At 67.1% G+C, this 24,069-nt stretch carries 17 protein-coding genes; 2 read left to right on the forward strand and 15 right to left on the reverse strand.

Annotated elements, in window-relative coordinates; translation table 11 throughout:
- Positions 1-89: 89 nt before the first annotated feature.
- The 15 genes from ACK6C6_RS02415 to ACK6C6_RS02485 form a co-directional block, all read right to left on the reverse strand.
- Positions 90-2,195: a DUF7024 domain-containing protein gene (locus ACK6C6_RS02415; RefSeq protein WP_409265704.1), complete on the reverse strand. Its 2,106-nt coding sequence runs from the start codon at positions 2,193-2,195 to the stop codon at positions 90-92.
- Entirely contained in the window at positions 2,192-4,267 is a 2,076-nt protein-coding gene (locus ACK6C6_RS02420; RefSeq protein ID WP_409265705.1) for a DUF7024 domain-containing protein, read from the reverse strand. Before ACK6C6_RS02420 ends, ACK6C6_RS02415 begins: the two co-directional genes overlap by 4 nt.
- Positions 4,264-4,653: a GtrA family protein gene (locus ACK6C6_RS02425; RefSeq protein WP_292040125.1), complete on the reverse strand. Its 390-nt coding sequence runs from the start codon at positions 4,651-4,653 to the stop codon at positions 4,264-4,266. Before ACK6C6_RS02425 ends, ACK6C6_RS02420 begins: the two co-directional genes overlap by 4 nt.
- Entirely contained in the window at positions 4,650-5,690 is a 1,041-nt protein-coding gene (locus tag ACK6C6_RS02430) for a glycosyltransferase family 2 protein (RefSeq protein WP_409265706.1), read from the reverse strand. Before ACK6C6_RS02430 ends, ACK6C6_RS02425 begins: the two co-directional genes overlap by 4 nt.
- On the reverse strand, positions 5,687-7,591 hold the full coding sequence (locus tag ACK6C6_RS02435; protein WP_409265707.1) for a hypothetical protein: 1,905 nt from the start codon (positions 7,589-7,591) through the stop codon (positions 5,687-5,689). Before ACK6C6_RS02435 ends, ACK6C6_RS02430 begins: the two co-directional genes overlap by 4 nt.
- A complete protein-coding gene (locus ACK6C6_RS02440; RefSeq protein ID WP_409265708.1) occupies positions 7,584-10,478 on the reverse strand; it encodes a glycosyltransferase in 2,895 nt (964 codons plus the stop codon). The genes ACK6C6_RS02435 and ACK6C6_RS02440 overlap by 8 nt, the downstream gene beginning before the upstream one ends.
- 5 nt (positions 10,479-10,483) lie before the next feature.
- A complete protein-coding gene (locus ACK6C6_RS02445; RefSeq protein ID WP_409265709.1) occupies positions 10,484-11,827 on the reverse strand; it encodes an FkbM family methyltransferase in 1,344 nt (447 codons plus the stop codon).
- Entirely contained in the window at positions 11,824-13,059 is a 1,236-nt protein-coding gene (locus ACK6C6_RS02450) for an ABC transporter ATP-binding protein (RefSeq protein ID WP_409265710.1), read from the reverse strand. Before ACK6C6_RS02450 ends, ACK6C6_RS02445 begins: the two co-directional genes overlap by 4 nt.
- Positions 13,059-13,859 carry an ABC transporter permease gene (locus ACK6C6_RS02455; protein ID WP_409265711.1) on the reverse strand — a complete coding sequence of 267 codons (801 nt, stop codon included), beginning with the start codon at positions 13,857-13,859 and terminating at the stop codon, positions 13,059-13,061. The genes ACK6C6_RS02450 and ACK6C6_RS02455 overlap by 1 nt, the downstream gene beginning before the upstream one ends.
- Before the next feature lie 169 nt (positions 13,860-14,028).
- Complete coding sequence (locus tag ACK6C6_RS02460; protein WP_409265712.1) at positions 14,029-14,346, reverse strand: hypothetical protein; 318 nt, start codon at positions 14,344-14,346, stop codon at positions 14,029-14,031.
- 235 nt (positions 14,347-14,581) lie between these two features.
- Positions 14,582-15,337, reverse strand: coding sequence for a Crp/Fnr family transcriptional regulator (locus ACK6C6_RS02465; RefSeq protein WP_209587534.1), 756 nt, complete (start codon positions 15,335-15,337; stop codon positions 14,582-14,584).
- Between the two features lie 12 nt (positions 15,338-15,349).
- On the reverse strand, positions 15,350-15,685 hold the full coding sequence (locus ACK6C6_RS02470; protein WP_409265714.1) for a VanZ family protein: 336 nt from the start codon (positions 15,683-15,685) through the stop codon (positions 15,350-15,352).
- 125 nt (positions 15,686-15,810) lie between these two features.
- Positions 15,811-16,923, reverse strand: a complete 1,113-nt coding sequence (locus ACK6C6_RS02475) for an acyltransferase family protein (RefSeq protein WP_409265715.1) — start codon at positions 16,921-16,923, stop codon at positions 15,811-15,813.
- A 29-nt stretch (positions 16,924-16,952) separates the two neighbouring features.
- Positions 16,953-18,224: a tetratricopeptide repeat protein gene (locus tag ACK6C6_RS02480; protein ID WP_409265716.1), complete on the reverse strand. Its 1,272-nt coding sequence runs from the start codon at positions 18,222-18,224 to the stop codon at positions 16,953-16,955.
- Positions 18,221-20,101 carry a CHASE2 domain-containing protein gene (locus ACK6C6_RS02485; RefSeq protein WP_409265717.1) on the reverse strand — a complete coding sequence of 627 codons (1,881 nt, stop codon included), beginning with the start codon at positions 20,099-20,101 and terminating at the stop codon, positions 18,221-18,223. Before ACK6C6_RS02485 ends, ACK6C6_RS02480 begins: the two co-directional genes overlap by 4 nt.
- A gap of 279 nt (positions 20,102-20,380) precedes the next feature.
- Between ACK6C6_RS02485 and ACK6C6_RS02490 the strand changes: the two genes are divergently transcribed.
- Together ACK6C6_RS02490 and ACK6C6_RS02495 are read left to right on the forward strand one after the other, a co-directional pair.
- The gene (locus ACK6C6_RS02490; RefSeq protein ID WP_409265718.1) at positions 20,381-21,739 is read left to right on the forward strand and encodes a FecR domain-containing protein; all 1,359 of its coding nucleotides are present in this window, start codon (positions 20,381-20,383) and stop codon (positions 21,737-21,739) included.
- Between the two features lie 338 nt (positions 21,740-22,077).
- A complete protein-coding gene (locus ACK6C6_RS02495; RefSeq protein WP_409265719.1) occupies positions 22,078-24,039 on the forward strand; it encodes a DUF4214 domain-containing protein in 1,962 nt (653 codons plus the stop codon).
- Positions 24,040-24,069 lie beyond the last annotated feature (30 nt).

Genomic DNA, 24,069 nt, shown 5'->3' on the forward strand with positions numbered 1-24,069 from the left:
CGGCTCGAGTTCACTTTAGCGGGGCAGGGGACGGTATTCCGTACGTGACCGCACACAGCACCGGCAACAAGGCTCCAGTCTGCGCCAGATCAACGCGCGGCCTGGGCTGTGCCGTCGGTGATGATGATGTCGCCGATGCCGATGCCGAGCTTGCGCGAATCGCCCGGGTGGCCGCGCTCCTCCGGCGACACCGGCTGCGGCACCTCGATGACCAGGGTGCGGGCGCTGCCGTCGGTGTCGAAATGCAGGCCGATTTCCTGCTGGTGCCAGCCGACCTTGAATTCCCGGGTCTGGCCGCCGAGGTGCATCTTGAAAGGCATGTTGGCGTTGACGTCGTAGGCGCGCGCCGTCAGCACCACGCCGGCGCGGCGCGGCAGCGGCTGCGCGAACTCGATCACGACCCGTTTCGCATCCGACCAGCGGCCCCAGGGCTCGAGGTGCGACAGCCCTTCGACGCCCGTCACCACGCGCGGATCCGGCGGGAGCGACAGTTTCACATGGCTGAGCTTCGGCTCGGGCTCGGGCAGGCGCAGCACCGTGTACCAGGGCGTGCGCAGGACGGTGGTGGCGATGTTGTCCGGCACCTGGTACTCGCCCAGCAGCAGCATCCACTTTTTGTTCAACGGCAACTGGTACTCGGCGACCGTGCCGAAATCGATCACCATGGTCGTGGTGTCCGGGTGGTCGATATGGAATTGCGCGCGCAGCATCATGCTCAGGTCGACGCCCGCCACCACCACCTGGCTGCGCTCGTCCGGCGGTACGTGGTCGTGGACCCACTTGGCAGCCAGGTCGGTCTGGCTCGGTGGGCGCAGGTTCTCGAAGTGATTGTGGATGGCCCGGTTGCTGGCCGCATAGCTTGCCGGCAGGACGAGGCAGAGGAACAGCAGCGGCGCCGCGCGCAGGCGCATTGCCCAGGCGAGCAGGACGAGCGCCTGCAGCCCGACGAGGATGCGCAGGTACTTCTCCACCGCGTTGAGGCGGTGGATGTCCGGGCCGTCCACCACGTTTGTCGTGTAGCCCTGCAGCATGAACAGCGCAGCGACCAGGGCCGACCCGAGTGCCACGACCAGTGTCCAGCGCAGCCAGGAACGCTCGCGCCCTTCGGGCAGCCGTGCTTCCCGGGGCAGCGCCGCCGCGGCCACGACGACCAGCAGCGGGAACACGAAGCTGTAGTAGCGCAGGTGCAGGCGCAGGCCTTCGCGGCTGCCCTCGACGTGCAGGCCGGCGGTATACATGACCGTCAGGCCGGCGGCGGCGCCGAGCATGAGCAGGGTGTACAGGTGCAGCAAGCGCCGCTTGGCGTCTTCCCGGTCGGGGACGGCGCCTTCGGCGCGCGGACGCATTACCTGCGTGCACAGTGCGTAGACCAGCATGGCCAGCGGCAGGCCGTAGACCAGGGCCAGCGTCATCAGGTGGCCGCGCGCGCTGACCAGGGCTGCCACCAGCAGGGTCATCCTGTCGGTGGCGAGCCTGGTCGATTCGTAGAAGGCCCCGAATATGCTGAGACCGGCGTCGCCGGCGAACAGCCAGCCGAGACTGAACTTGACCGCAAAGGTGCACAGGATCGCCGCGGCCGCCATGGCAATGCCGCGCAGGAACCAGGGGCCGCCACGGAGCCAGCTGGCCGCCAGCAGGAAGGGAACCAGGGCCGGCAGCAGGAACACCGCATGCACCTTGACCAGGCTCATCAGGCCGAGCACGGCACCGCTTGCCAGCGCATGCGCGCCTGGCCGCCAGTCGCTGCCCTTCAGCGCCACCCAGCTCAGCACGCAGAAGCCGAAGTAGTACATCGATTCCGGCATGAAATAGACGGTGAAGGAATTCAGCGGCGCGAGCGTGCTCAGCACCGCGACGCCGGCGGCCGCCGGAGCGCTCGTGTAGCGGCGCGCGATCAGGTAGATGAAAGGCGCGGCGCCCACGAAGAAGGCGAGGTTGCCGATCCGGGCGCAGTCGAGGAAGCCGTCGCCGCAGGCGCTGCTGGCGCCGAACAGCCATAGATACAGATACGAGGGCAGCATCGAATCCGCCAGCGGCATCAGGCGCGCGAACTTGCTGTAATACCATTCGTCGGCGAAGACGCTCGGCTGCAGGCCGGTGTTGCGCTGGTAGAGGAGCCAGGCGATGCCGGCCAGGGCGAAGCTCAGGGCCAGGGGCCAGACAAGGCGTTTTGTTCGGGTATCGTGTGGAGTCATGGTCTCGTTTCAATGCGCATCCGCGTCAGCGAAATCCCCAGCAGGCGCGTATCCGTCGAATTTCCCAGCTCGCTCGGCCGCTGCGGCTGCGGCACCTCGATCGCCAGGGTCTGCTGGCGCCCGTCGGTATCCAGGTCGAGCACGACTTCGCGGGCTTCCCAGGGCAGGCGGAATTCAAGCGCGGCGTCCCCCACGCGCAGCACGAAGGGCGCGTTGATGTTGGCGCCGAAGGCGCCGGCGGTCAGCACCACCGTCAGGCGCGCCGGCAGGGGGCGGTCGAAACGCAGCTCGACGCGCTTGCCGTCCGACCAGCGGCCCCAGGCTTCCACATTCGACAGGCCGTCGGCCCCCACCACCAGCTGGCCGGGGCCGGGCGCGACATTGAAGGCGTACTCGCCCACCAGGCTGCGCGCGGGACGCGGCAGCTTGACGATCGTGAAGGCCTCGTTGGCGACCGTCGGCACCATCCCTTCCGGCAGCGGATGGCGGCCCACCGCGACCAGCCAGCGGGTCTGCGAGCCGATGCGATAGGCCTCGATCGGGCTGCCGTCGGGCATGTCGAGCAGGGTCATCTCGGGGTAGTCGATGTGGAACTGGGTGCGGAACAGGTCGGCGCCGTTGGCGACGATCATGGTCGCGCCGCGTTCCTCCAGCGGAATCAGCGCGCGCGCGGCCATGCCGGCGCGGTCGGCAGCCCCTGCCTGCTGGCGGTGGCCGAGGTAGGTGCCGATTTGCACATCGGTGACGTACAGGGCCAGCGGCAGCGCCAGCAATATGAAGCCCCAGGCCGCGGCGCGCCGGTAGCGTAGCCACAGGACCAGCAGCAGGGCCTGTACGATGAACAGCGCACCGACCGTCCAGTCACGCAGCAGCAGCGCCGTGTACTCGGGACTGTCGGTGATACGCGGGTCGAAGCCGGACATGCGGAACCAGGCCAGTGCCAGCAGCAAACCCAGCAGCAGTGCGATCAGGGCCGGCGCCAGCAGCTGGCCGGAACCGGCTGGGCGAGTCGCCGCGGCGCCCGCCAACAGCAGCAGGGGCAGGACGAAGCTGTAGTAACGCGAATGGAGGCGTATGACTTCTGTCGGTCCCTCGTGGGCGATCGAGGCCGTGTACAGGACGGCCAGGCCGAGCGCCGAGCCGAGTGCGAGCACGGTGAAGACGACCAGCGGGCCGCGCGGATTGTCGGCGCGCCAGGTGTCGCGGCTGAACAGGGCGTGCAGCAGCGCCGCCAGCGGGATGGCCAGCAGCGCCGTCAAGGCCATCGCATGGCCGCGTGCGCTGACCGTGATCGGGTACAGGCGCGACAGCAGGCTGTGCTGCGACGCCGAGCTGGCGCCGGCCCCGTAGAAGGCGCCGAACAGGGTCAGGCCGGCCTCGCCGGCGAGCAGCCAGCCGAGCAGCAGTTTCACCACCACGGCGGTGACAAGCGCAAGCGCCGCCGCGCCCAGGCCGCGTGCGATCCAGGCGCCGCCCTTGTCACCCCCAGCGCGCACGCGGCTGGCGTACACGAGGTAGAGGGACAGCGCCGGCAGCAGGAAGATGGCGTGCACCTTCACCAGGCTCATCAGGCCCAGCACGAGGCCGGCAAGCAGCGCATGCAGCCATGGGCGCCAGGCCAGGCCGCACAGCGCGACCCAGGCCAGCACCGCGAAGCTGAAGAAGTACATCGACTCCGGCATGAAGAAGCTGGTGTAGAGGTTCAGCGGCAGCAGCAGGGACAGCAGGGCGATGGCGCAGGCCAGGGCAGGCGGCATCACGCGCCGCGCGACCAGGTAGAGGAAGGGGGCGGCGCCGACGTGGAACAAAGCGTTGCCGATGCGGGCGCAGTCGAGGAAGCCGGGGCCGCAGCTGCTGCTGGCGCCGAACACCAGCAGGTAGAGCCAGGAAGGCAGCGTGGCCTCGGACAGCGGCATCAGGCGCGCCATCTTGCTGTAATACCACTCGTCGGCGAAGACGCCGGGCGACAGGCCGAGCGTGCGCTGCAGCAGGTACCAGCCCACCAGCGCCATGCCGGCAGCCAGGACCAGGGAGGGTATGCGTGTGTTCCGGGTGCTTGCCGTGGTATTCACTTGAAGATCCAGTATTTGCCGAGCAGGAAGCCGTTCACCGCCACCAGCGGCAGCGACAGGAGCTTGCCGAGCAGGGGATTGCCCGCCAGCGCCTGGGCCAGGGCCACGCAGCCCAGGGTCAGCCCGTAGTTCACGGCGACCAGGCACAGGTAGCGCGCGAAGCGCGCCGGATTGGCCGAGGCGTTGAAGGTGACGCCCGAGTGGAAGGCGAAGTTGACCAGCAGCCCGGCCGCGAAGCCGGCGCTGGCGGCGGCCGTGTGGTGGAAGCCCGCCCCCAGCAGCAGCTGCATCAGGCCGATGTCGACCAGCGCGCACAGCACGCCGCCGGTGACGTAGACGGCGAACTGGCGCGAGGCCAGCTTCGAAGCGATCTTGGCCGGACTCATGGGGTACTGCGGTACAGGGTCTTCTTGTGCAGCGGCCGGCGCGGCACCGAGGCGACGTCGTGCGAGATGAAGGCGAGGATCAGCTGCACGCCCATGATCACCGGCAGCGCGGCCAGCATCACGGTGCCGGCCGGTGTCGCGACGCCATCCTGGGCCGAGGCGATCCAGTGCGTCAGGCCGTAGATGGTGCCGAACAGGGTCAGCAGGATCCCGAGCGGCAGCTCGATCGAGGCCACCGACATGTTGCGCAGGTAGTAGTTGTAGAAGATGCGCTTGCCGAAGTTGCGCACGTGCTTGGTGAAGAATTCGGTGACGACCCGCGAGATCTTGAGGTTGCTGACCTCGTCGCCGTAGACGGCGTCCATCGGCACGTCGGCCACCACCGCGCCCAGGATGTTCAGGCGGAACAGCATGTCCGACTCGAAGAAGTAGCGCTTGCTGATCTTGTCGAAAGGGAGGAAGCGCGCGCAGTCGGCGTGGATCGCGGTGTAGCCGTTGGTCGGGTCGAACAGGTCCCAGTAGCCCGAGGACAGCTTGGTCATCAGGGACAGGGCCGCGTTGCCGAACAGGCGCATCGGCGGCATCGCGCCCAGGCGTTCCAGGTTGAAGAAGCGGTTGCCTTTGGTGTAGTCGGCCTCGCCCGCCAGGATCGGCGCGATGAAGTTCGGGATCAGCGCGCCGTCCATCTGGCCGTCGCCGTCGATCTTGACCATCACCTTGGCGCCGTCGGCGATGGCGGCGCGGTAGCCGGTCATGACGGCGCCGCCCACGCCCTGGTTCTCGGCGTGTTCCAGCACTACCACGCGCGGGTCGCGGCAGTGTTCGCGGACAAAGGCGCCGCTGCCGTCCGGGCACTTGTCGTCCACCACGTAGATGCGGCTGACTTCGGGCCCGATGCCCTCGATCACGCCCAGGATGTGGCGGGTGACCTTGTAGCTGGGGATCACGACCGCGACCGCGTCGGGCACGCCGATCGGCGCAATGGCCTGCGTGGTGGCGGGAGAAAGCTTCGTGCTGCTGGCGTCAATAGCGTTCATGGCTTGCTGGGGTGTTGGCGTACGCTGAGCTCGCGCAGGAAGAAGGCGAGGAGGCGCGGGTCGCCCGGACCGGGGGAGGTGGGCGAGGCATGTTCGAGTTCGATGTCGAGTGTGGCGGCGCGCGCCTGTCCGGGCAGCGCCAGCGGGCCGGCCTGGTCGAGCGCATGCCAGCCGAGGTCCTGGCCGTTCACGATGACGCGGGTCTGGCGGTTCGGCGCCAGGTAGTTGCCGGCGATGAGCAGGGCCTGGACGGCGGCGCCGTCGACCTTTACGCGCAGGCGCGAGCGCGCGCCCAGCGACCAGGCGCCGTCCCAGCCGGGGCCGTTCGCCTCCAGGTTGCTCCAGCCCGACACCAGGGCCACGGCCTCGCCGGCGCGCAGCGCGTCGAACCCGAAGCTGCGCTGGACGTAGCCCCCTGCGACACAGCGCAGCGGCCCGTCGATATAGCGCCAGCCGCGCGTGCTCGCCACCTGCGGCAGGTCGGGCGCCAGGCTGGCGCCGCGGCCGCACAGCTGCTCGTCCAGGTGGGCGTTGGACGCATGCACCAGGGTTTTCAGCTCCCTGCCGTCGGCGCCGCGCAGCACGTAAACCTTGTCGGTCTGGATGTAGTTGTCGTGGTGGCCGGCGCGCTCGGCGAAGATCTCGGGCTCCGGATGGTAAAGCTGCGGGGCGCGTGCCAGGACCAGCTCGGCGGTGGGGCTGAAGTGGACGTAGTTGTATTCGGATGCGTGGTCCACCGCCGCCGCCTGGCCGGCCGCCAGCAGCACCAGGGCCAGCTGCGGCCAGCGCGGCAGGCGGCGCAGCAGCACCAGCAGTGCGAAGACCAGCGGCATCGCGGCCCAGAAGGCGTAGCGCATGGGGCCCACGGCGCCCGAGTTCCAGTTCAGCACGGCGAGCGCGGGCAGGGCCAGCGCCAGCGTGAGCAGCGCGCTCAGTACCAGCACCCCGCGCGCGCGGCCATCCATGCGCGGCAGCAGCAGGAGCAGGAGCAGCAGCAGGGCGGGAACGCCGACGATCATGCCCTGGTTCAGGTCGAAGTAGAAGGACAGCAGGCGCGTCGCGCCGACCAGGCCCGGGTCGGAGAACAGCTTGGCGATGATGTTAGGAACGCCGAACTGCCACAGGTTGAACAGCGGCGGCAGCGCGAACACCGCCATGCCGCCAGCCAGGCCGAGAATGTTGCTGCGGGTGAGCTGGGCGCGCAGGTTGCCGACAAAGCCGAGCTGGCGCTCATACTCGAGCCAGAGCTTGAACAGGGGCGCGAACACGAAGAAGAACAGGATGGTCGGGTTCTGCTGCCCGGCCAGCCCGGCCAGCACGCTGCCGGCCAGCGGGGCGCCGCTGGTATAGAACAGCAGGCCGGCCAGCAGCAGGGCCGCGCTCACGCATTCCGGGCTGCTCCAGTGCAGGTAGAGGGCGCCGCCGCACAGCATGAACAGTCCGAGGCCGAGCCAGGCCTTGGGCTCGGACCCGAAGAAGCGGCGCAGCGCCAGTCCCAGCACGAAGACGGCCGCCAGGTTGACCGCCTGGAAGGCCTTGAAGGGCTGCATGCCGAGCGCCTCGAACAGCTTGAAGGGGGCGGCCGCCAACAGCGAATAGCCGAAGTAATGGACCGGGAACACATCGCCGTCGCGCCCGCGCACGAAGGCCGCGTACAGCTGCTGCTCGCCCGCGCGCATGCCGCGCTCGAGCAGGTCGAAGGGTTCCGCGAACATGCCGGGCAGCAGGCTGCGCACGCGGGCGATGTCTTCCAGGCGGATATCGGGCGAGCCATGGTCGGCGATCGCCACGGTGGCGACCGTGTACTCGACCACGTCGCCGCCGTAGTAGGGCTCGTACATCCAGAGCAGGCCGCACAGGCTGAGTGCGACCAGCAGCGGGAAGCGCCAGCGCTCAAGCATGGCCGTTATCCGTGCCGGGCAGCACGCGGTACCACTGCTGGCGCACCAGGCCGTCGAGCACCTGCCGGGCGCTCTGGTCCCAGGTCAGCCAGGGCATGCCGGTCGACTGCGGCGCCTTGCCCTCGCGCTGCAAGAGCAGCCATGCCTGGATCGCGTCGGCCAGGTCTTGCGGCGCCAGGCCGTCGAAGTAATAGGCATGTTTGCCCGCCACTTCGCGGAACACCGGCAGGCTGCGCGCGACGATCGGGATGCCGTGCTGGGCCGCCTCGATCAGCGGCAGGCCGAAGCCTTCGCCTTCGGACGGCGACAGCAGGGCCGAGGAGGCGGCATAAAGCTTGAGCAGCATCTCGTCCGAGATGCCGTTCATCCAGAACAGGCGCTTCGATTTTTCCGGATGCGCGGCCATGCGTTCGCACAGCTTTTCCATCATCCAGCCCTGCTTGCCGACGACGACGAGGTTGACGTCCTCGCCGCGCTCCCACAGCAGCTCGAAGGCGTCCAGCGCCTGGGTGTGGCCCTTGCGCGGCTCCACGGTGCCGACCATGATGAAGCTGGGGCGCTGCGCCAGCGCGTCCAGCACCTGCGCGGCGTCCGGCGGCAGGCCGAAGCTGGGCGCGCTGGCGTCGATGTCGGCGCCCAGGTGGAAGTGACCGAGCTTGAGCGGCGCGCGGCGCTTCAAGCCTTGGCTTTCGATCCAGCCGGCCAGCTCGTCCGCTACGGCGCGCGAGATGCACAGCACGCCGTCCGACACCTTGTGCACGGTGCGCAGGAAGTCGCCGAAGTACTGCTCGGTCCCGAAGGGGAAGACGTCCGGACGCAGCATCGGCAGGATGTCGAACACCACGAAATAGATGCCGATGCCGCGCGCGCGCATCGACTGCAGCAGGCTCTCGTTCTGCGAGGTGCCGTTGGTGAACAGGTCGAGACCGAAGAAGATGTCGCCAGGACGCAGGTCGACCGGGGCGTCTTCCAGCAGCAGTCCGGTCTCACCGACCATGTTCAGGCCGAACTGGCGCGCGTACTGGTAGCTGCGGTTGCCGCCGTGCGAATACACCGGCTCGACACGGAAGCCCGGCGGCGGATCCGCGATCATCGACAGGAGGATGCTGCGCACCACGCGCTGGATGCCGGTCTTGAGGTCGGACTGCACCACGGCGGAGACGTCCACCAGCAGCTGGCGCGGCGCCCTGGGCGCATGGTTGAAGGCGATCGCCGATGCCAGCGCCGGCAGCTCGGCGTCCGGACATTGCGGCGCGCACGCCCGTACCAGCTTGCGGTAGGCGGCCTGCGGGCTGCGCTGCGCGAACGCTTCGATGGCGGCGAAGTACAGCTTGCCGACGTGGGCGGGCGCATGCTTGCGTTCCATGTGGGCCAGCGCCCGCTGTGCCAGGCCGGCGCGCAGCTCCGCATCGCCGTGCAGGCGTGCCAGCGCATCGGCCAGTTCCGATGTCTTGAAGCCATCTTGCAGCTTCAGCAGCAGCGCGTCGTCGATCGAGGCGGTCGAGCCGTGGGCGTTGACGATGGTCGGGATGCCGTACAGCAGGCAGTCGAGCACCGAGGCCGAGGTCTCGCCGCGGGTCGAGGCGCGCAGTTGCACCGCGCAGTCGCTGGCGGCGAGGTAGTCGGCATAGGTGGCGGCATCGACGAAGCCGGCGATCCGGATGCGGCCGGCGGCTTCGCTGGCGGCGATCTTGCGCAACAAGTTTGCGCCGTATAGGCCGGGGTCGTTCTCGCCGACGAAGACCAGGCGGCAGCGCGGGTCCTGCGCCAGGGGCGAGGCGAGATACGCGTCGAGCAGCTCTTCATTGAGCTTGGTGCGGCCCAGCATGCCGAAGGTGGTGACGAGGTAGTCGCCGTCCTGGACGCCCAGGCGCGCACGCGCCGCCGCGCGCGCCGCCGGCGTGGCCGAGTCCTCGGGACGGCCGCGCAGCAGCGGGATGGTGTGCCAGCCTCGTGCCGCGTCCGCGCCGTACCATTCGCTCGCCAGTTCTTTCGAGAAGTCGGAGTGGACGATCACGCCGGTGGCGTTGTCGAGCACGCCCTTGTTGAGCGGGTACTTCCAGATCGAGGGGTTGCGGCCTTCCCTGCGATGGCTGAGCAGGCCAGTGTAGCCATGCGATTCGTACAGCGCCTTGATGAAACCCTGCGGCAGGTAGGCTTCGCGTTCCAGGTTGTCGAGCACGCCCGACAGGAAGAAGTCGTGCAGCACCACGATGCCCGGCACCTCGCGGATCAGCTCGAACATGTGCTGGTGCGCGTGCGAATTGCCGACGTGGTAGACCACGCGCTCGAAGCCATGCGCATGGGCGCGTAGCCAGTCGGGGCCGTGCAGCGGGAAACCGTCCAGGCGCGCGTCGAGCACCGTGTCCTGGTCGACGACCAGGGTGATGTCGTAGTACTGCGCAAGGATCGGCACCAGTTCGGCGCTGTAGTCGGCGATGCCGGATTTGACCGGGGGCAGCGGCGAGACGTAGGCCAGCTTCGGACGGCTTGCCCCGGCATGGGTGCTGCGTTCGGCGGCGGTGGCGTCCAGTTCGACCAGCAGGGCGGCTGCGTCGAGCCCTTGCGGCGCACGGTAGAGCACCGGGAAGGGCAGGGGCGCGAGGCTCCTGTCGGCAGCGCGCGGCACCAGCACCACGTCGGGCGACAGGCTGGCCAGCGCATGTTCGCGCAGGGCCGGTTGCAGGCGCGCGTTGCCCGTCAGGTCGAGCGCGCGCACGCGGTCCGGGAAGGCCAGGCGCAGGTCTTCGAGCAGGCCAGGCTGGTCCAGGGGCGCGGCAATCCACAGCTCGCGCATGCCGGCGGCGGCCGCAAGGGCCTTTGCCAGGTTCAACGCGGCCGGCTCGATGCCGTCCCGCGCGTGGAGAAAGTCGATGACGATACGCATATCTTTTATTGTCCTGCCCGGTTTCCAGCCTGGCCGCGGGCGCGCTGCAGGTCACCCAGCACCGCGCGCACCGAGACCGGCAAGCCCTTGAGTTCTTCGGGGACCGCCGCCGCGCCAGGGGCCGCCGGCTCCGGTGCGGCCTGCTTGATGGCGGCGAGCGAGCTGCTGACCTTCTGGCCCAGCGCGGGGTAGCGCAGCAGCACCGGGATCAGGAGACGGCGCATGCGCTCATTCTTCGTCACCCGGGTGACGACGCGGCGCGCCAGGCCGGGACGGCGCAGCGCACGCGCCACGCGCCCAAGCGCGCGCAGCGGCGCGGTGATCTTCCACGAGGTGCTGGCATAGGTGGCGGTCAGGCGCGCTTCCATGTCCTGCGCCCACACGGTCAGGTGGTGGCCGCTCAGCTGCGATGCGGCCAGCGCATCCTGCAGCGCCAGGATCTGGGCGTCGGCGTCGCGCTTTTGCTGCTCGGCCTGTTCGGCGCGCGCGGATGCGTGGTGCAGCTCCGCCAGCGCCTGCTGGTGCGCCTGCTGCGCCAGCATCGCGGCCTGGTGGGCCTGTTCCATCGAACGTGCCGCGCGTTCCGAGATGTCGCGCGCTTCCTGCTCGGATGCCTTGAGGGCCGTCGAGAGCCGCTTGGCGGCGGCCCAGGACTTGTCGAGGTGGTGCGAGATGTAGTCGTCGAACACGTTCGGCTGGATGCCGAAGTGCTGTTCCAGTTCGCTGTGTTCTTCCGCCACGTAGTAGCGGTTCAGGCCATCGAACCACACGAAGCGGTAGCGCTGGCCGGTCACCATGTGCTCCCAGGAGGCGTGGTTGGTCTCGCGGCTGTTCGGCAGCGTGGCCTCGATCACCAGCACCCAGGGACGCCAGCGCGCGAAATCCATCCCCTTGAGCACTTCGCCCTCGAAGCCTTCGACGTCGATCTTCAGGAAGTGGATCTGCCGGCCCTGCACGTATTCCTCGCAGACCGAGGCCAGGGTCCGTACCGGCACGCTCAGCTCGACGACCTGGTGGCCTTCCGAACGGTGCAGCTCGGCCACCGCCTGGTCGGGCGAGGCCCAGCCGCGCACCTGGGGCGTGTCGTACAGGGTCAGTTCGCCGTTCGCGCTGCCGGCGGCGATCGCCAGGTTGACGTCGCGCGGGCGCTGCTCGAGGAAGGCCTGGTGGAAGGAGGGCAGCGGCTCGATGCTGATGCCGCGCCAGCCGGCATCGTAGAAGGCCTTGGTGACCGAATGCTCTTCGGGATCGTTGGCGCCGACGTCGATGTAGAAGCCGTTCTCGACGTGTCCGAGCGCGCGCCACAGCAGCACGTCCTCGGCGTTCTGGGAGTAGGAAATGAAACTCATGTGCTCAATGGGGAACGTTGAATGTCGACGGCCGGGTCGAGCCAGGCCGAGCCCTCGAAGTGGGGGCGGCGCATGTTCATCACGGTGAACACCAGCGCCAGGTCGCGCCATTCGTAGTTGTTGACCAGGTGGGTCTCGGTGCTGACGATCGCGGTCGCCACCGAATAGGTGCCGGGGCCGAGGTTCATCGGGAAGGCGAAGCGGTAGGTCACTTCTTCGCCGGCCGCGACGTCCTCGAGCGGCAGCTGTTTCAGGTGGGTGTTGGTGCCGTACATCGGCTGGCCGAGGCGGTCCTTGATCATGTAGCCGAGCACCATGCGCGGGATCGGGGCCTTGACCTTCACCTTCACTTCCAGCGTCACGGCCGCGCCGACGTCGACCACCTCGACGCGCTCGCCCAGCTCGTCGCGCAGGGCGATGTCGCTGACCGTGGCTTCGCCGGTGCCCGAGATGGTCTGGACCTTGCCGTCGCCGGTCTCGTTCAGGCGCACGGTTTCGTTCTCGCGTTCCGCGATCATGGCATTGTAATAATCCATGATCTCTTCCGGCTTGCCCTGTTTCGCCAGACGGCCGCCGTCCAGCAGGATGGCACGGTCGCACACCGACTGGATCGCTTGCTTGTCGTGCGACACCAGGAGCAGAGTGGTGCCCTCCTTGCGGAACTGGCGGATGCGATCAAAAGACTTGTGCTGGAAGTAGGCGTCGCCCACCGACAGCGCTTCGTCGACGATCAGGATGTCAGGGCGCCGCGCCGTCGCGACCGAGAAGGCCACACGCATCTGCATGCCGCTCGAGTAGACGCGCACCGGCTGGTCCATGTAGTCGCCGATGTCGGCGAAGGCCTCGATCTGCGGCATCAGCGCGCTGATCTCGTCCACCGTCATGCCCAGCAGCTGGCCGGCCATGTAGACGTTCTGGCGTCCGGTGAAATCGGGGTGGAAGCCCATGCCCAGCTCCAGCAGGGCGGCCACGCGGCCTTCCATCCAGACGCTGCCGGTGGTCGGCTGGGTGGTGCCGGTGATGAGCTTTAATAGCGTGCTCTTGCCGGCGCCGTTGATGCCGATCAGGCCCACGGCCTCGCCTGGCGAGACCTGGAAGTTGATGTCAGTGAGCACCCACTTGAGCTTGTGGCGCGGGCCGCGCAGCGGCAGCAGCCATTCGCCCAGGCGCGACCAGCGCGTGGGGTACTGCTTGTAGGCCTTGCCCAGGTTTTGAACGACGATGCTGCCCATCAGAGTTCATCCATCATTTCGCCGGAGCGCTTGCGGAACAGGCGCAGGCCCAGGATGCACAGCAGCAGGGCCAGCAAGGCTGCCGGAATCAGGCCATTCCAGTCGGGCAGGCGGCCTTCGACCAGGATCGCCTGGTGCGCCCCCACCACGGCCGCCATCGGGTTGTAGACCAGGATCGGCTGCGCCGCTTCCGGCAGGATCGAGGCCGGGTAGACGATCGGCGTGAGCCAGAACCAGAACTGCATCGCGATGGTGACGAACTGGCCGACGTCGCGGAAGAACACGTTCAGGATGCCGCTCACCATGCCCAGGCCGATGGCCAGCAGGATCTGCAGCAGCAGCACCGGAATGATGGCGAAGAACACGGGCCCCGGGAAATTGCCCGAGGCGAGCAGGTACACCAGGAACAGGCCGAAGATGACGCCGAAATTCACCAGGGCGTTGAGCACGACGATGATCGGCAGGCAGATGCGCGGGAAGCTGATCTTCTTGAGCAGGTTGGCCTGCTCGAGGAACATGTTCTGCCCGCGCGCGACGATCTCGGCGAACATGCCCCAGGTCAGGACGCCGGCACACAGGTAGATGGAATAGGCGGCACCGGAGGCGTTGCCCGGCAGCTTGGCACGCATGACCTCGGAAAAGATCACGGTGTACACGAGGATCATGGCGAGCGGGCTGAGCACCGACCAGACGGCGCCCAGCATCGCGTTCACGTATTTCGACTGGAATTCGCGTTTGACGCTGCCCAGCACGAAACCGCGGTAGGCCCACAGGCCGCGCAGCATCAGTGGAGAAATCATGGGGCGGCCCGCTCTAGCAGCGCCCCAATCGGGTACGTCAATGTGAGTTGCATAAGGAAAGGCTGAGCCGGATGAGCCGAAAATTATACTTCATCCAATCGCCAATCTATTGTTACAGATGTAACACCTTGTCTATAATCAACTCAATTTGTCATGGTTTGTCGCGTGTTCAGCTACCCAGGTTGGTAAAAATCCCGACAGCCATCTCTGCCCAGCAATACAGGAAGCCCAGGCCGATCAGGCCGGCGGCAATCAGGCGGCTTTTCGTGCTGCGGATCTTACGCAGTGCAAAGGTGAGGACCAGGCCGGTGAAGGCCAGCAGGATGCCGGCGGCGACGAAGTCGAAACCGGTCCAGTTCACCTCGGTGGTGAACTGCATCGCGACGAGCGGGATCATCAGGATGGCCGCCGTCACCAGGGCCACGGTCAGCAGGCTCTTGCCAAGGCCGGGTTTGATTTCCATGCCCTTGCCGGTCATCGTGCTCATTGTCGTCTCCTGAACAAACATGTAATGACATGAATGTAGCACGCGACGCTCGTAGGGTGGGCGGCTCCACCGGGCGATATGAACAATCGGCTTGCTCGCGCCGCCCACGCGTTCAAACCATGCCAATGCCGCCCGTGCGGCTGCTCATCCGCCTGTTGAACGCGTGGGCGGCGCTGTGGGGCCGGCTGATCACGCTGCGTCGGTGGAGCCGCCCACCCTACGGGTCAAGGACGGCTCACGATCCCTGCACCAGCTTCTGCAAGGCCTCCGGCTTCACGATGATCAAGCGGTGCGCATCCTTCTGCACGATCCCCTGCTGCGCCAGCGCCGTCAGCGCGCGCGTCACGGTCTCGCGGCTGGTGTTGATCATGTTGGCGATGTCCTGGTGGGTCGGCAGGTTCTCGACCACGGCGGGGACGCCCGGTTCGTCCTGCTTGTTCTTCTGCATCAGCACCAGGTAGGTGTAGATGCGCTTGGCGGTATTGTTAATACTCAGCAGCGAACGGAATTCCGAATCGCGCTGGATCTTCTGGGCCAGGTGCTTGAGCATCTGGTTCGCCACCGACGGCGAGTGCGAGAACAGGTGCATGGCGGTGGCGGCGGGGAGGAAGGCCACCAGCACGTCCGACATCGCCACCACCGAGGCCGACCGGGTCGAATTATTGATCAGGGCAATCTCGCCGAAAAAGTCGCCCGGCGCCAGCATGCGCAAGCCGATCGAACGGCCGTCTTCGGTCACGTCGATGACCTGCAGCTGGCCCGACAGCAGGAACAGCAGGCCGTCGCCATGGCCGCCTTTCTGCAGCACGATCTCACGCTTTTTGTAATGGCGGAAGCGCAGGTCCTGCTTGACCCGGATGAGCTCTTCGTCGGACAGGCCGGCCAGCAGTGGAATCTTGCGCAGGTGAATCTGGATCTGGCGCTCTTCCGGTGCGGGGGTATCGTTCTCGGCAGGTCGGCGGGCGGGCAGGGGTTTGGCGGTCGCGTTCATGTTGCGTTCTGGTCAAGCTCGGAAGAAGGTCACGTAGAGTTGGGCCGCGGCGGCCGCGAAGACGGTGCCGGCCGTGTTGGCGCCGATGTCGCGCCAGCAGAAGCGGCGGTCCGGCACCAGGCTCTGCAGGCATTCGATCAGCCAGCCCGCGACAAGCAGGCCCAGCAGCCAGAACAGCGCCTCGACATGGGTCTCGGCGATGCGCAGCGCCAGCATGGCCAGCACCGCGAAGCTGGCGAAGTGGAGGAATTTATCGTTCGGTAAAGGTGGCAACCAGCGGTTCGGCACCAGGCATCCCGCGCACACGGCGCTCGCGACCACGCCCAGCAACACCATATCTTCCACCACGATCCAAGGGCCTTTCCAGAATTCCCGACAAGCGTGATTCTATACGGTCGAGCCTGCTTAGGGTGGGTTTCGGAACGGCAAGGGGGCGGGCCGGCGCACGCCAGCAACGCTCTTGGCGCGAATTTCTACACGGCTGGAACCGCCACCGCCTGCGGCCTGCGGCGCGTGAGCCAGCCGCGCGCCGCGCGCAGTGCCGGCGCCTCGACCAGATGCCAGCTGAGCATGGCCAGCGGCAGCACCACGGCCAGCGTCGCCAGCGTCAGCTCCCGGTGACCCACCGGCGGCAGCAGGTCGCGCAGCACGATGATCACCGGCCAGTGCCAGATATAGATGCCATACGAGTAGTCGTGGCGCTGCACGTGCGCCGTCCATGGCAGGGACTGCGAGCCGACACACATGGCCAGCGTCACCGCCACCAGCGCGATGCCGAACCAGGTGAGCGGACTCGGGGTCAGGGCCGCGGACCTGGTCCAGTTGAGCAGCAGCAGGGCCAGCGCGCAGGCCACGTGGCGCCAGCCGATGCGCAGGTCCGGGGCAAGGGTCTGCAGCAGCATGCCGACCAGGAACAGCGACCACATCCGCACTTCCCAGACGTAGCCGCTCGCCACTTCCGGGAACAGGTTGGCGGCGAGCAGCAGGAACAGGGCGGCGCCGCGCATCCAGCTGCGCAGGGGAGTCGCCGCGGCCAAGCCGACCAGGGCCACCATCACATACATGCGGCCTTCCCAGTACAGGGTCCACAGCGGGCCGTTCAGGTCCTGGCCGCCCAGCACGCCGGCGATGCGCAGTTCCTCGGCCGGGATGTTGTAGACCAGCCCATGCAGCACCGTGTTGCCGAAGATGAAGCGCCATGGCGCAGGCTCGAGCAGGCCGCGCCACCCGGGTGCGGAAAAGAACACCACCGCGACGCAGGTCGACACCAGGAGGCAGGCGAACAGGCCGGGCACGATGCGCGCCACCCGGCGCAGGGCGAAGCGGCCCAGGTGCGGGTCGCCCATCCAGCTGCGCGCGATGAACATGCCGCTGATGACGAAGAATACGCCGACCGCGAGCGCGCCCAGGTCGCCGTTCGGCGCCAGCAGCCGGGTCAGGGGATCGGGGTGCGGCGCGACCCGGTTCATCATCCAGGTGTGGTACACCACCACCAGCAGCGCACACACCAGGCGCACCAGGTTGAAACCGTTGTCGTGGGAGCTGATGGCCGCTTCGAGGCTGCGCTGTTGTCGTTGATATGCCATGGCGAAAAATCAGGAGGCGGAGCCGCGTTTCACGGCAGCTGCCACTGCCAGCTGAACTGGAGCTGGCGGTTGTCGTACTGGAAGATCGAAATGTTCTCGCGGTTGCGCACGCCCCGTGCTTCCAGGATCAGGCTGTGGTCCTTGCGCAGCTGCCAGGACAGCACCGCGCGCAGGATCTGGGTGCGCTGGGCGCGCACCTGGTCGATCAGCAGTTCGGGCGAATAGGGGGTGGCGCTGTCCCATTGCTGGCGCGTCCAGGACAATTCTCCATTCAGGTCCCAGCCCAGCGGCTTGCGCAGCGACAGCGTGAGGTAGCTGCCGTGGCGATTGCCGCCCGGGCGCTCGCCGCGTGCGCGGTCGCTCAGCGCGCCCAGGGTGGCATAGGCGCCCAGGGTGCCGGCCTGGTGGGTCAGCAGGACGCGCGCCTCCAGGACGTCCGAATCGAAGTTGCGCAGGTTCTGGTAGTCGGTGCGGGTGGCGCTGCCGGTCAGGTACAGCTGGGTGCGCGGCGGCAGGGGCAGCGGCGGCGCGACCCGTGCCTGCAGCTGCAGCTGTTTCTGGTACAGCCGGCCGCCCATGGTGGTGGCCCCGACCGAGCCGGTGGTGCGCAGGGTCCAGGCGCCGAAGCGCCAGGGCGATTCGATGCCGGTGTACAGCCCGCCGGTGTCGTAGGCGCGCAGCCGGTCGTAGCGGCGCTGCTGCACCTGCACGAAGCCCAGGCTGCCATTGGAACCGATGCCGCGCACGTAGTCGGTGCCCAGCGTGGTATAGCCGTCGCGCTGCGGCCGGAAATCCTCCAGCAGCGGCAGTTCGATGTCGCCGTCCGGGCCGGTGACGATGAAGGTCGAGTTGCTGGCGCCCTGGTTGACGTTGTCGTCGATGCCGCGCCCGATGGTCACGCTGGCGGCGCTGGCCGGCGCGGCCGGCCTGCAGCCGCTGTCGCGCGCCTCGTTGAGCAGCTCGAGGATCTCGCGCGTCGGCGAAAAGCGGGTCTCGATGGTGGCGAACAGGCGCTCGGCCTCGCCGGCGTTGCCGAGGCCGCACTGGATCAGGGCCAGGTCGATCAGGGCGCCGGCGTGCTCGGGCACCTGTCCGATCAGGCGCCGCAAGGTAGTCGAGGCATCGGTCTTGCGCCCTTCGGCCAGCGCCTGCAGGGCGTCCTGGTAGAGCGCCTCGTGCGAGGCATCGAGTCTCGGGGCCGGCGCGGCGTCCGGACCGATGTCCTGGGCCCGCGCCTGCGCGGGCAGGCAGGCCAAGGCCAGGGCCAGGAAGGAGGGCAGGAACAGGCCTGGAGTGCTCATGCGCCGCCTCCGCTGGCGGGAAGCACGGCTGCCGGCTTGCGCGCGACGGCCGTGCCGGGGTGGTTCATGCTGGTGTCGAGGGTATACAAAGGCGTTGGTTTTTCTTTACCGCGCAGCAGGCGTTCGCCCAGGGCGAGGAAGCGGTGCCGGCGCGCGCGTTCGACGGTGCCGGGACCGATGATGGTGTTGTGAGGGAAATCGCGGGCTACCTGTTCGAGCCGGGCCGCCGTGTTGACCCCGTCGCCGACCGCAGTATAAATGCTGCGGAACGTCGTGCCAAAGTCGCCGGCCATCGCCGGTCCGCTTTCGATGCCGATCCGTACCCGCAGCGGCTTGTGGCCGGCGCGCTCGCGCGCCGCGCTCAGCGCCGCGACGCGGCGCGTGATCTCGCGCGCGGCGTCGAGCGCCAGGTCGGCGTGCTGCTCCAGCGGCAGCGGCGCGCCCCAGAAGGCCATCATGCCGTCGCCGGTGTACTTGTCGAGCGTGCCCTGGTGCGCGATCACGGGGCCGGTCAGGCAGTCGAGGAAGTCGCGCGTCAGGCGCGCCGCCTCGGCCACCGGCAGCGCCTCGACCTGGCCGGTATAGCCTTCCATGTCGGCCACCAGGGTGGTCACGTCGCGCTGGCGCGGCCGCAGCGGATCGTCCTCCTCGCTGCGCAGCAGTTCCTCGACCACGGCCGGGGCCACGTACTGGCGCAGGGTCTGCAGCAGCTGGCGCGAACGGCGCTGCGCCACCTGCCACTGGTAGGGCACGGCGACCGCCAGCATGAACAGGTTGGTGGCGAGCGGCCCCACCGGCGCGAAGCCGGGATCGTGCCTGCTGGCCGCATGGGCCAGTCCCAGCCACAGGAGCGAGCTGGCCGCGAGCAGCCCGACGCTGGCAACGGCCGACAGGCGCGGGAACAGCAGCATGCAGCCGGCTACCGAGGCAAGCGCGAACAGGCAGGCGATCAGGCGTCCCGGCCAGGGAGCCGGCGCGGCGCCTTGCTGGCGGTCGAGCAGGGCCGACAGGATGGTGGCCTGGACGCCCAGGCCGGGGCGGCTGGCGGCCAGCGGCGTGGCGACCCGGTCGGCCATGCCGAGCGAGGACGAGCCGACCACCACCAGGCGCCCGCCGGCGCTGGACGGCACGATGCGCTGCGCCAGGATGTCGGCGGCGCTGACCACGGTGTAGGCCGACCAGTCGCGCGTGTAGGGCACGCGCAGCATGCCGGTGTCCTCGAGCATGAGCGGCCCTTTGCCGGCGCAGCAGTTGACCAGGGCCAGCGCCAGCGCAGGGTAGTGGCGGCCTTCGAAGCGCGTCACCAGCGGCACGCGGCGCAGCGCGCCATCCGGGTCGGGGATGAAGCCGATCGCGCCGACGTGGGACGCCTCGGCGAGCTCCGGGTAGTTGCCGAGGTAACCGTTGGCCGGCACGCCGCCGCGGTAGGCATCGGTGGCGCCGCCGAGCCGGCCGCTGCGCAGCGGGTACTCGCGCGGACCGGCGGCCGGAAAAGTAAATGCCTGGGCCGGCACCACCGGACCATGCCGGGCCAGCAGCGCCAGACGGCGGTCGCCGGCGCTGTCGCCCGCCTCCGGCAGGACGATGTCGAGCGCCACGCCGCGCGCCTCGTAGCGGGTCAGCAGGATCTCGACCAGGTCGGCCAGGCGTTCGCGCGGCCAGGGCCAGGACCCGGCCTCGGTGAGCGAGGCTTCGTCGATGTCGACCACCAGGATGCGCGGCTCGGGAGCGCTGCTCACCTGCAGGCGCAGGAAGACGTCGCGCAGCCGCTCGTTTGCCAGGAACAGAGGGTCTGTCCAGGGAAGGGGGAACGATGCAGGACCGTTGTGCGGAAGCGACAGCTGCAGGAGCTGCCCATATTGCGACCACAGGGTCACCAGGAAGGCCAGCGCAGCAATGACCCAGCTTCCACGGGGTCGGGCTTGGAATCTCGGTTCAGCCACGCGCAGCAGTGTACAGGTGTACTTTCAGTTAAAGAATAAGGCAGTATAACGCGCATAGTTGCTTCTGCGCATTGTTTTTATTGAAATACGACGAAATGTAATGTTCATTAACGAGCCCATCCTTTCCGATAGAATGTGATGCTCGTCACGGAAGCGTGCCGTAGACAAACGGTAACATCCGAGGAAAAGGGGACTATCTTGCAAAAAATTATATTGAGTGCACTGTTGATGTGCGCAGCGCACACTGCACAGGCAGCCGATGCGGGCAAGATCATCTTCGTTGCCGGCAGTGCGCAGGTCGGCGACAGCAGTGCACGCGAAGGCGGCGCCGTCCAGGAAGGCCAGATGCTGAGCACCGGCGGCGACGGCTTCATCTACGTGAAGACGGTCGACAACGGCCTGTTCATCCTGCGCCCCAACACGAAGGCGCGGATCGTCACCTACCACATCGACCAGAAGAACCCGGCCAATACCCGCATCAAGCTCGAGCTGCTCAGCGGCGTCGCGCGCAGCAAATCGGGCGAGGCGGTGAAGCTGGCGCGCCAGAACTTCCGTTTCAATACGCCGGTTGCGGCGATCGGCGTGCGCGGCACGGACTTCACCGTGTTCACCGACGACGACACCTCGCGCGTGGCCGTGATCTCCGGCGGCGTGGTGGTCAGCGGCTTTAGCGGCGCCTGCCGGCCCGATGGCGCCGGTCCTTGCGAAGGCGAGGCCAGCCGTGAGCTGAGCGCCGCCCAGCGCGGCCAGCTGGTGCAGGTGCAGCGCGGCCAGGCCGCACAGGTCCTGCAGAGCAGCCCGCTGTCCCCGGACCAGGTCTCGCCGCCGCGCCGCGACGAGCCGCTTGCCAAGGGTGGGGCGGGATCCTCCCCGGCCCAGTCCGCCAGCGTGGAAGCGATGAAGAATGCGGGCCTGAACTCCGTCATCGAAAAGCTGGTCAGCTCGCCCCCCGCGCCGCCCTCCGTTCCGGCGCCGGACAAGCCGGCTCCGGCAAAGGAAGAGCCGGAGCCGGTGGTGAACATGCCCGCTCCGGTGATCGAGACGCCGTCCACCCTGCCGGAGCGCGTCGCCGTGTGGGGCCGCTGGCAACCCATCGGGGGCAGCTACGGCAAGCTGAATCTGTCGGAAGAGCGCCAGAACAAGGAATTGCTGGGGATGGCAGGGTATTTTGCGCTGCTGCGTTCCTCGGGAAAGGATTATGTTGCGCCGAATAACGGCACGGTCGGTTTTGGCTTGCGCGACAGCGAAGCCGTGGTCACCACCGAATATGGGTATGGAAATAACGTGGCGGAGCATGCCACTTTATCCAACGGCAGCCTCATGGTCGATTTCGGCAAGCGGACTTTCCAGACCGGCATGGATGTGAATACCTCGACCGACGTCGTGCGCGTCAGCGCCGATGGAACCGTGACGAACGACGGCCGCCTGTACGGCAACGCCGCCGAGGGACGTCACCGCATCATGAATGTCCAGGGCCTGCTCACGAACGAGCGCGGCGGTACGGCGACCACCATCTTCGACGGCCGGCTGGACGAGAAGCGGACCGTCAGCGGCGGCGCGACCTGGCGTTGACGGCCTGATTTGTCGAATTTAAAAAACCCCGGGGCGTCCGGGGTTTTTATTTTTTATTGTCGCGATTTCTGAAGTGCAATGATATTGCGCAGTCCATATGCATATATTTAATTCCCCTATGCAAACCCGGTCAATTACCCATAGTGCGTAATCGTGATCGCATTTGTATAAATTTTGTCGATTTCCGGCAAAACTTTGTCCTTTTGTGATGGTCGTCACATATCGCTCTGTTCCGCATCTGTCATCATGCGCTCCGTTGATCTTACAGGCGTGCAAATCCGCACTCTGCAAGCTTGATCCAACACTTGATTGATCGATCTTTCTTTTTGGAGCAATACATGGCAATCGTCACCGCACACGTCGCAGCTGTTCAGCAACTGTACGTCGCATACTTCAACCGTCCGGCTGACTACGCTGGCCTGGATTACTGGACCAACGTCGTTGCAGGCCAGAAGGGCTCGACCGCCCTGGTGTCGGCTGCTTTCGCCGCTGAAGCCGAATACAAGACCGAATACGCTGGCCTGTCGAACGCCGACATCGTCAACAAGATCTACATGAACCTGTTCGGCCGTCCTGCAGAAGAAGCCGGCAAGGCATTCTGGGCTGCTGCCCTGGACAGCAAAGCCACCACCATCGACAAGGTCGTCGCTGACGTCGTCAAGGGTGCTCAGGGTTCGGACGCACGTGCCTACGAAAACAAAGTTTCGGGCGCAACCACCTTCACCGCACAACTGGACACCAAGGCTGAGCAAGATGGCTACAGCGGCGCCGCCGCCAACGCCCTGGCCAAGGCCTACGTCACCAGCATCACCAACGACGCATCGCTGGAAGCAGCCGTCGCTCCGGTGAACCTGGCTACCACCGTGTCGAAAGTCGTCGTCGCCGGTACCCCGTTCACCGTCGCTGGCGCCCTGGCAAACCTGGCTGCTGCACAGAAGGCCAAGGCTGACTTCCTGGTCACCGCCGATGGCGACGGCAAAGCCGACACCAGCGCTGACGACGCCTCCCTGAAAGCATCGGTCGATGCCAAGGCTGCTACCGTGCAGAAGCTGCTGGGCACCCCGGCCGCTGGCGACGCAGTGGAAACCATCTACCAAAACGGCTCGGCTTCGGTGCGCGCTGCGCTGATCGCTGACCAGCAAGCTGCCAACGCCAAGGCCCTGGTCGACGCGCAAGCTGCCGTCACCAAGGCAACCGGCGACATCGGCAAGGTTGCTGGCCTGCAGTCGGCTATCGCCAACGCTGCCGCTGCTGTGACCGCCCAGACCGCCGCTCTGAACACCCAGAAGGCCGCCAACATCGACCTGGCTGCCAAGCTGGCTGCTTACAACGCTGCCAACGGCACCGCGCTGACCGTCGAAGCCAACGGCACCGTGGCTGGCGTGATCACCACCAGCGCCACCACCGGCGCACTGACCCTGGCATCGGGCGTGACCGAAGCCAAGAACCCGGGCGTGACCGCTCTGCTGAACGCATCGTTCGCCAAGGAAGCGTCGGACGTGAACGTGGAAAAGGCCAACGTCCTGGTCACCACCACCCAGAACACCGTCGACTACCTGGACACCAGCGATGCCGAGCAGGCTGAACTGGCTGCCATCAAGGCCCAGTTCAAGGACGTGACCGTCGCTACCGGCTCCATGCCGACCGAAGCCCAGATCGCCGAGCAACTGGCAATCTTCAAGGCCAAGGACACCGCCGATTCGACCGTGTACGAAACCTTCAAGGGCCTGGTGGACGCGTTCTACGACCAGACCGCTGCCGAGAACCCGCTGGCTGCAGCCCTGACCGCCGCTAACGCACAGGTCAAGACCGCCAACGACAACATCACCGCCTTCACCAAAGCCCTGGCAGAACTGAAGACCGCCGAAGGCCTGGTTACCCAGAGCAACGCTCTGCAAGCTGCGATCGATACCTCGGCTGGCGTGTTCACCTCGCGTAACTACACCATCCAGAACGTGGATGCAGCCGCCGAAATCGGTTCGTCGAACTCGGACATCTTCATGGCCGGCAAAGTGGACTCGACCATCAGCCTGTTCAACCTGCAAGGCACCGACTCGCTGTACATCGGTTCGCAGTACACCATGGTCAAGGGCGCCCTGTCGACTGGCAACAACGCGGTCCTGGAAGCCTTCGTGAACCAGGTTGGTTCGGACACCGTCATCAAGCTGGAAAAGACCGTCTTCGGTTCGAGCGCAGCTACCCCGGAAGTCGTGACCATCACCCTGGTCGGCGTGGAAGCAAGCACCATCCAGCTGAACAACGGCATCATCACCTCGGTTGCTCCGGCTCCGACCGTCTAAGTAAGCCGCCTGGGTTTCCAGGCTGATTGC

The organism is Massilia sp. BHUDP2, from assembly GCF_046236355.1.
GTDB lineage: Bacteria > Pseudomonadota > Gammaproteobacteria > Burkholderiales > Burkholderiaceae_D > Telluria > Telluria varians.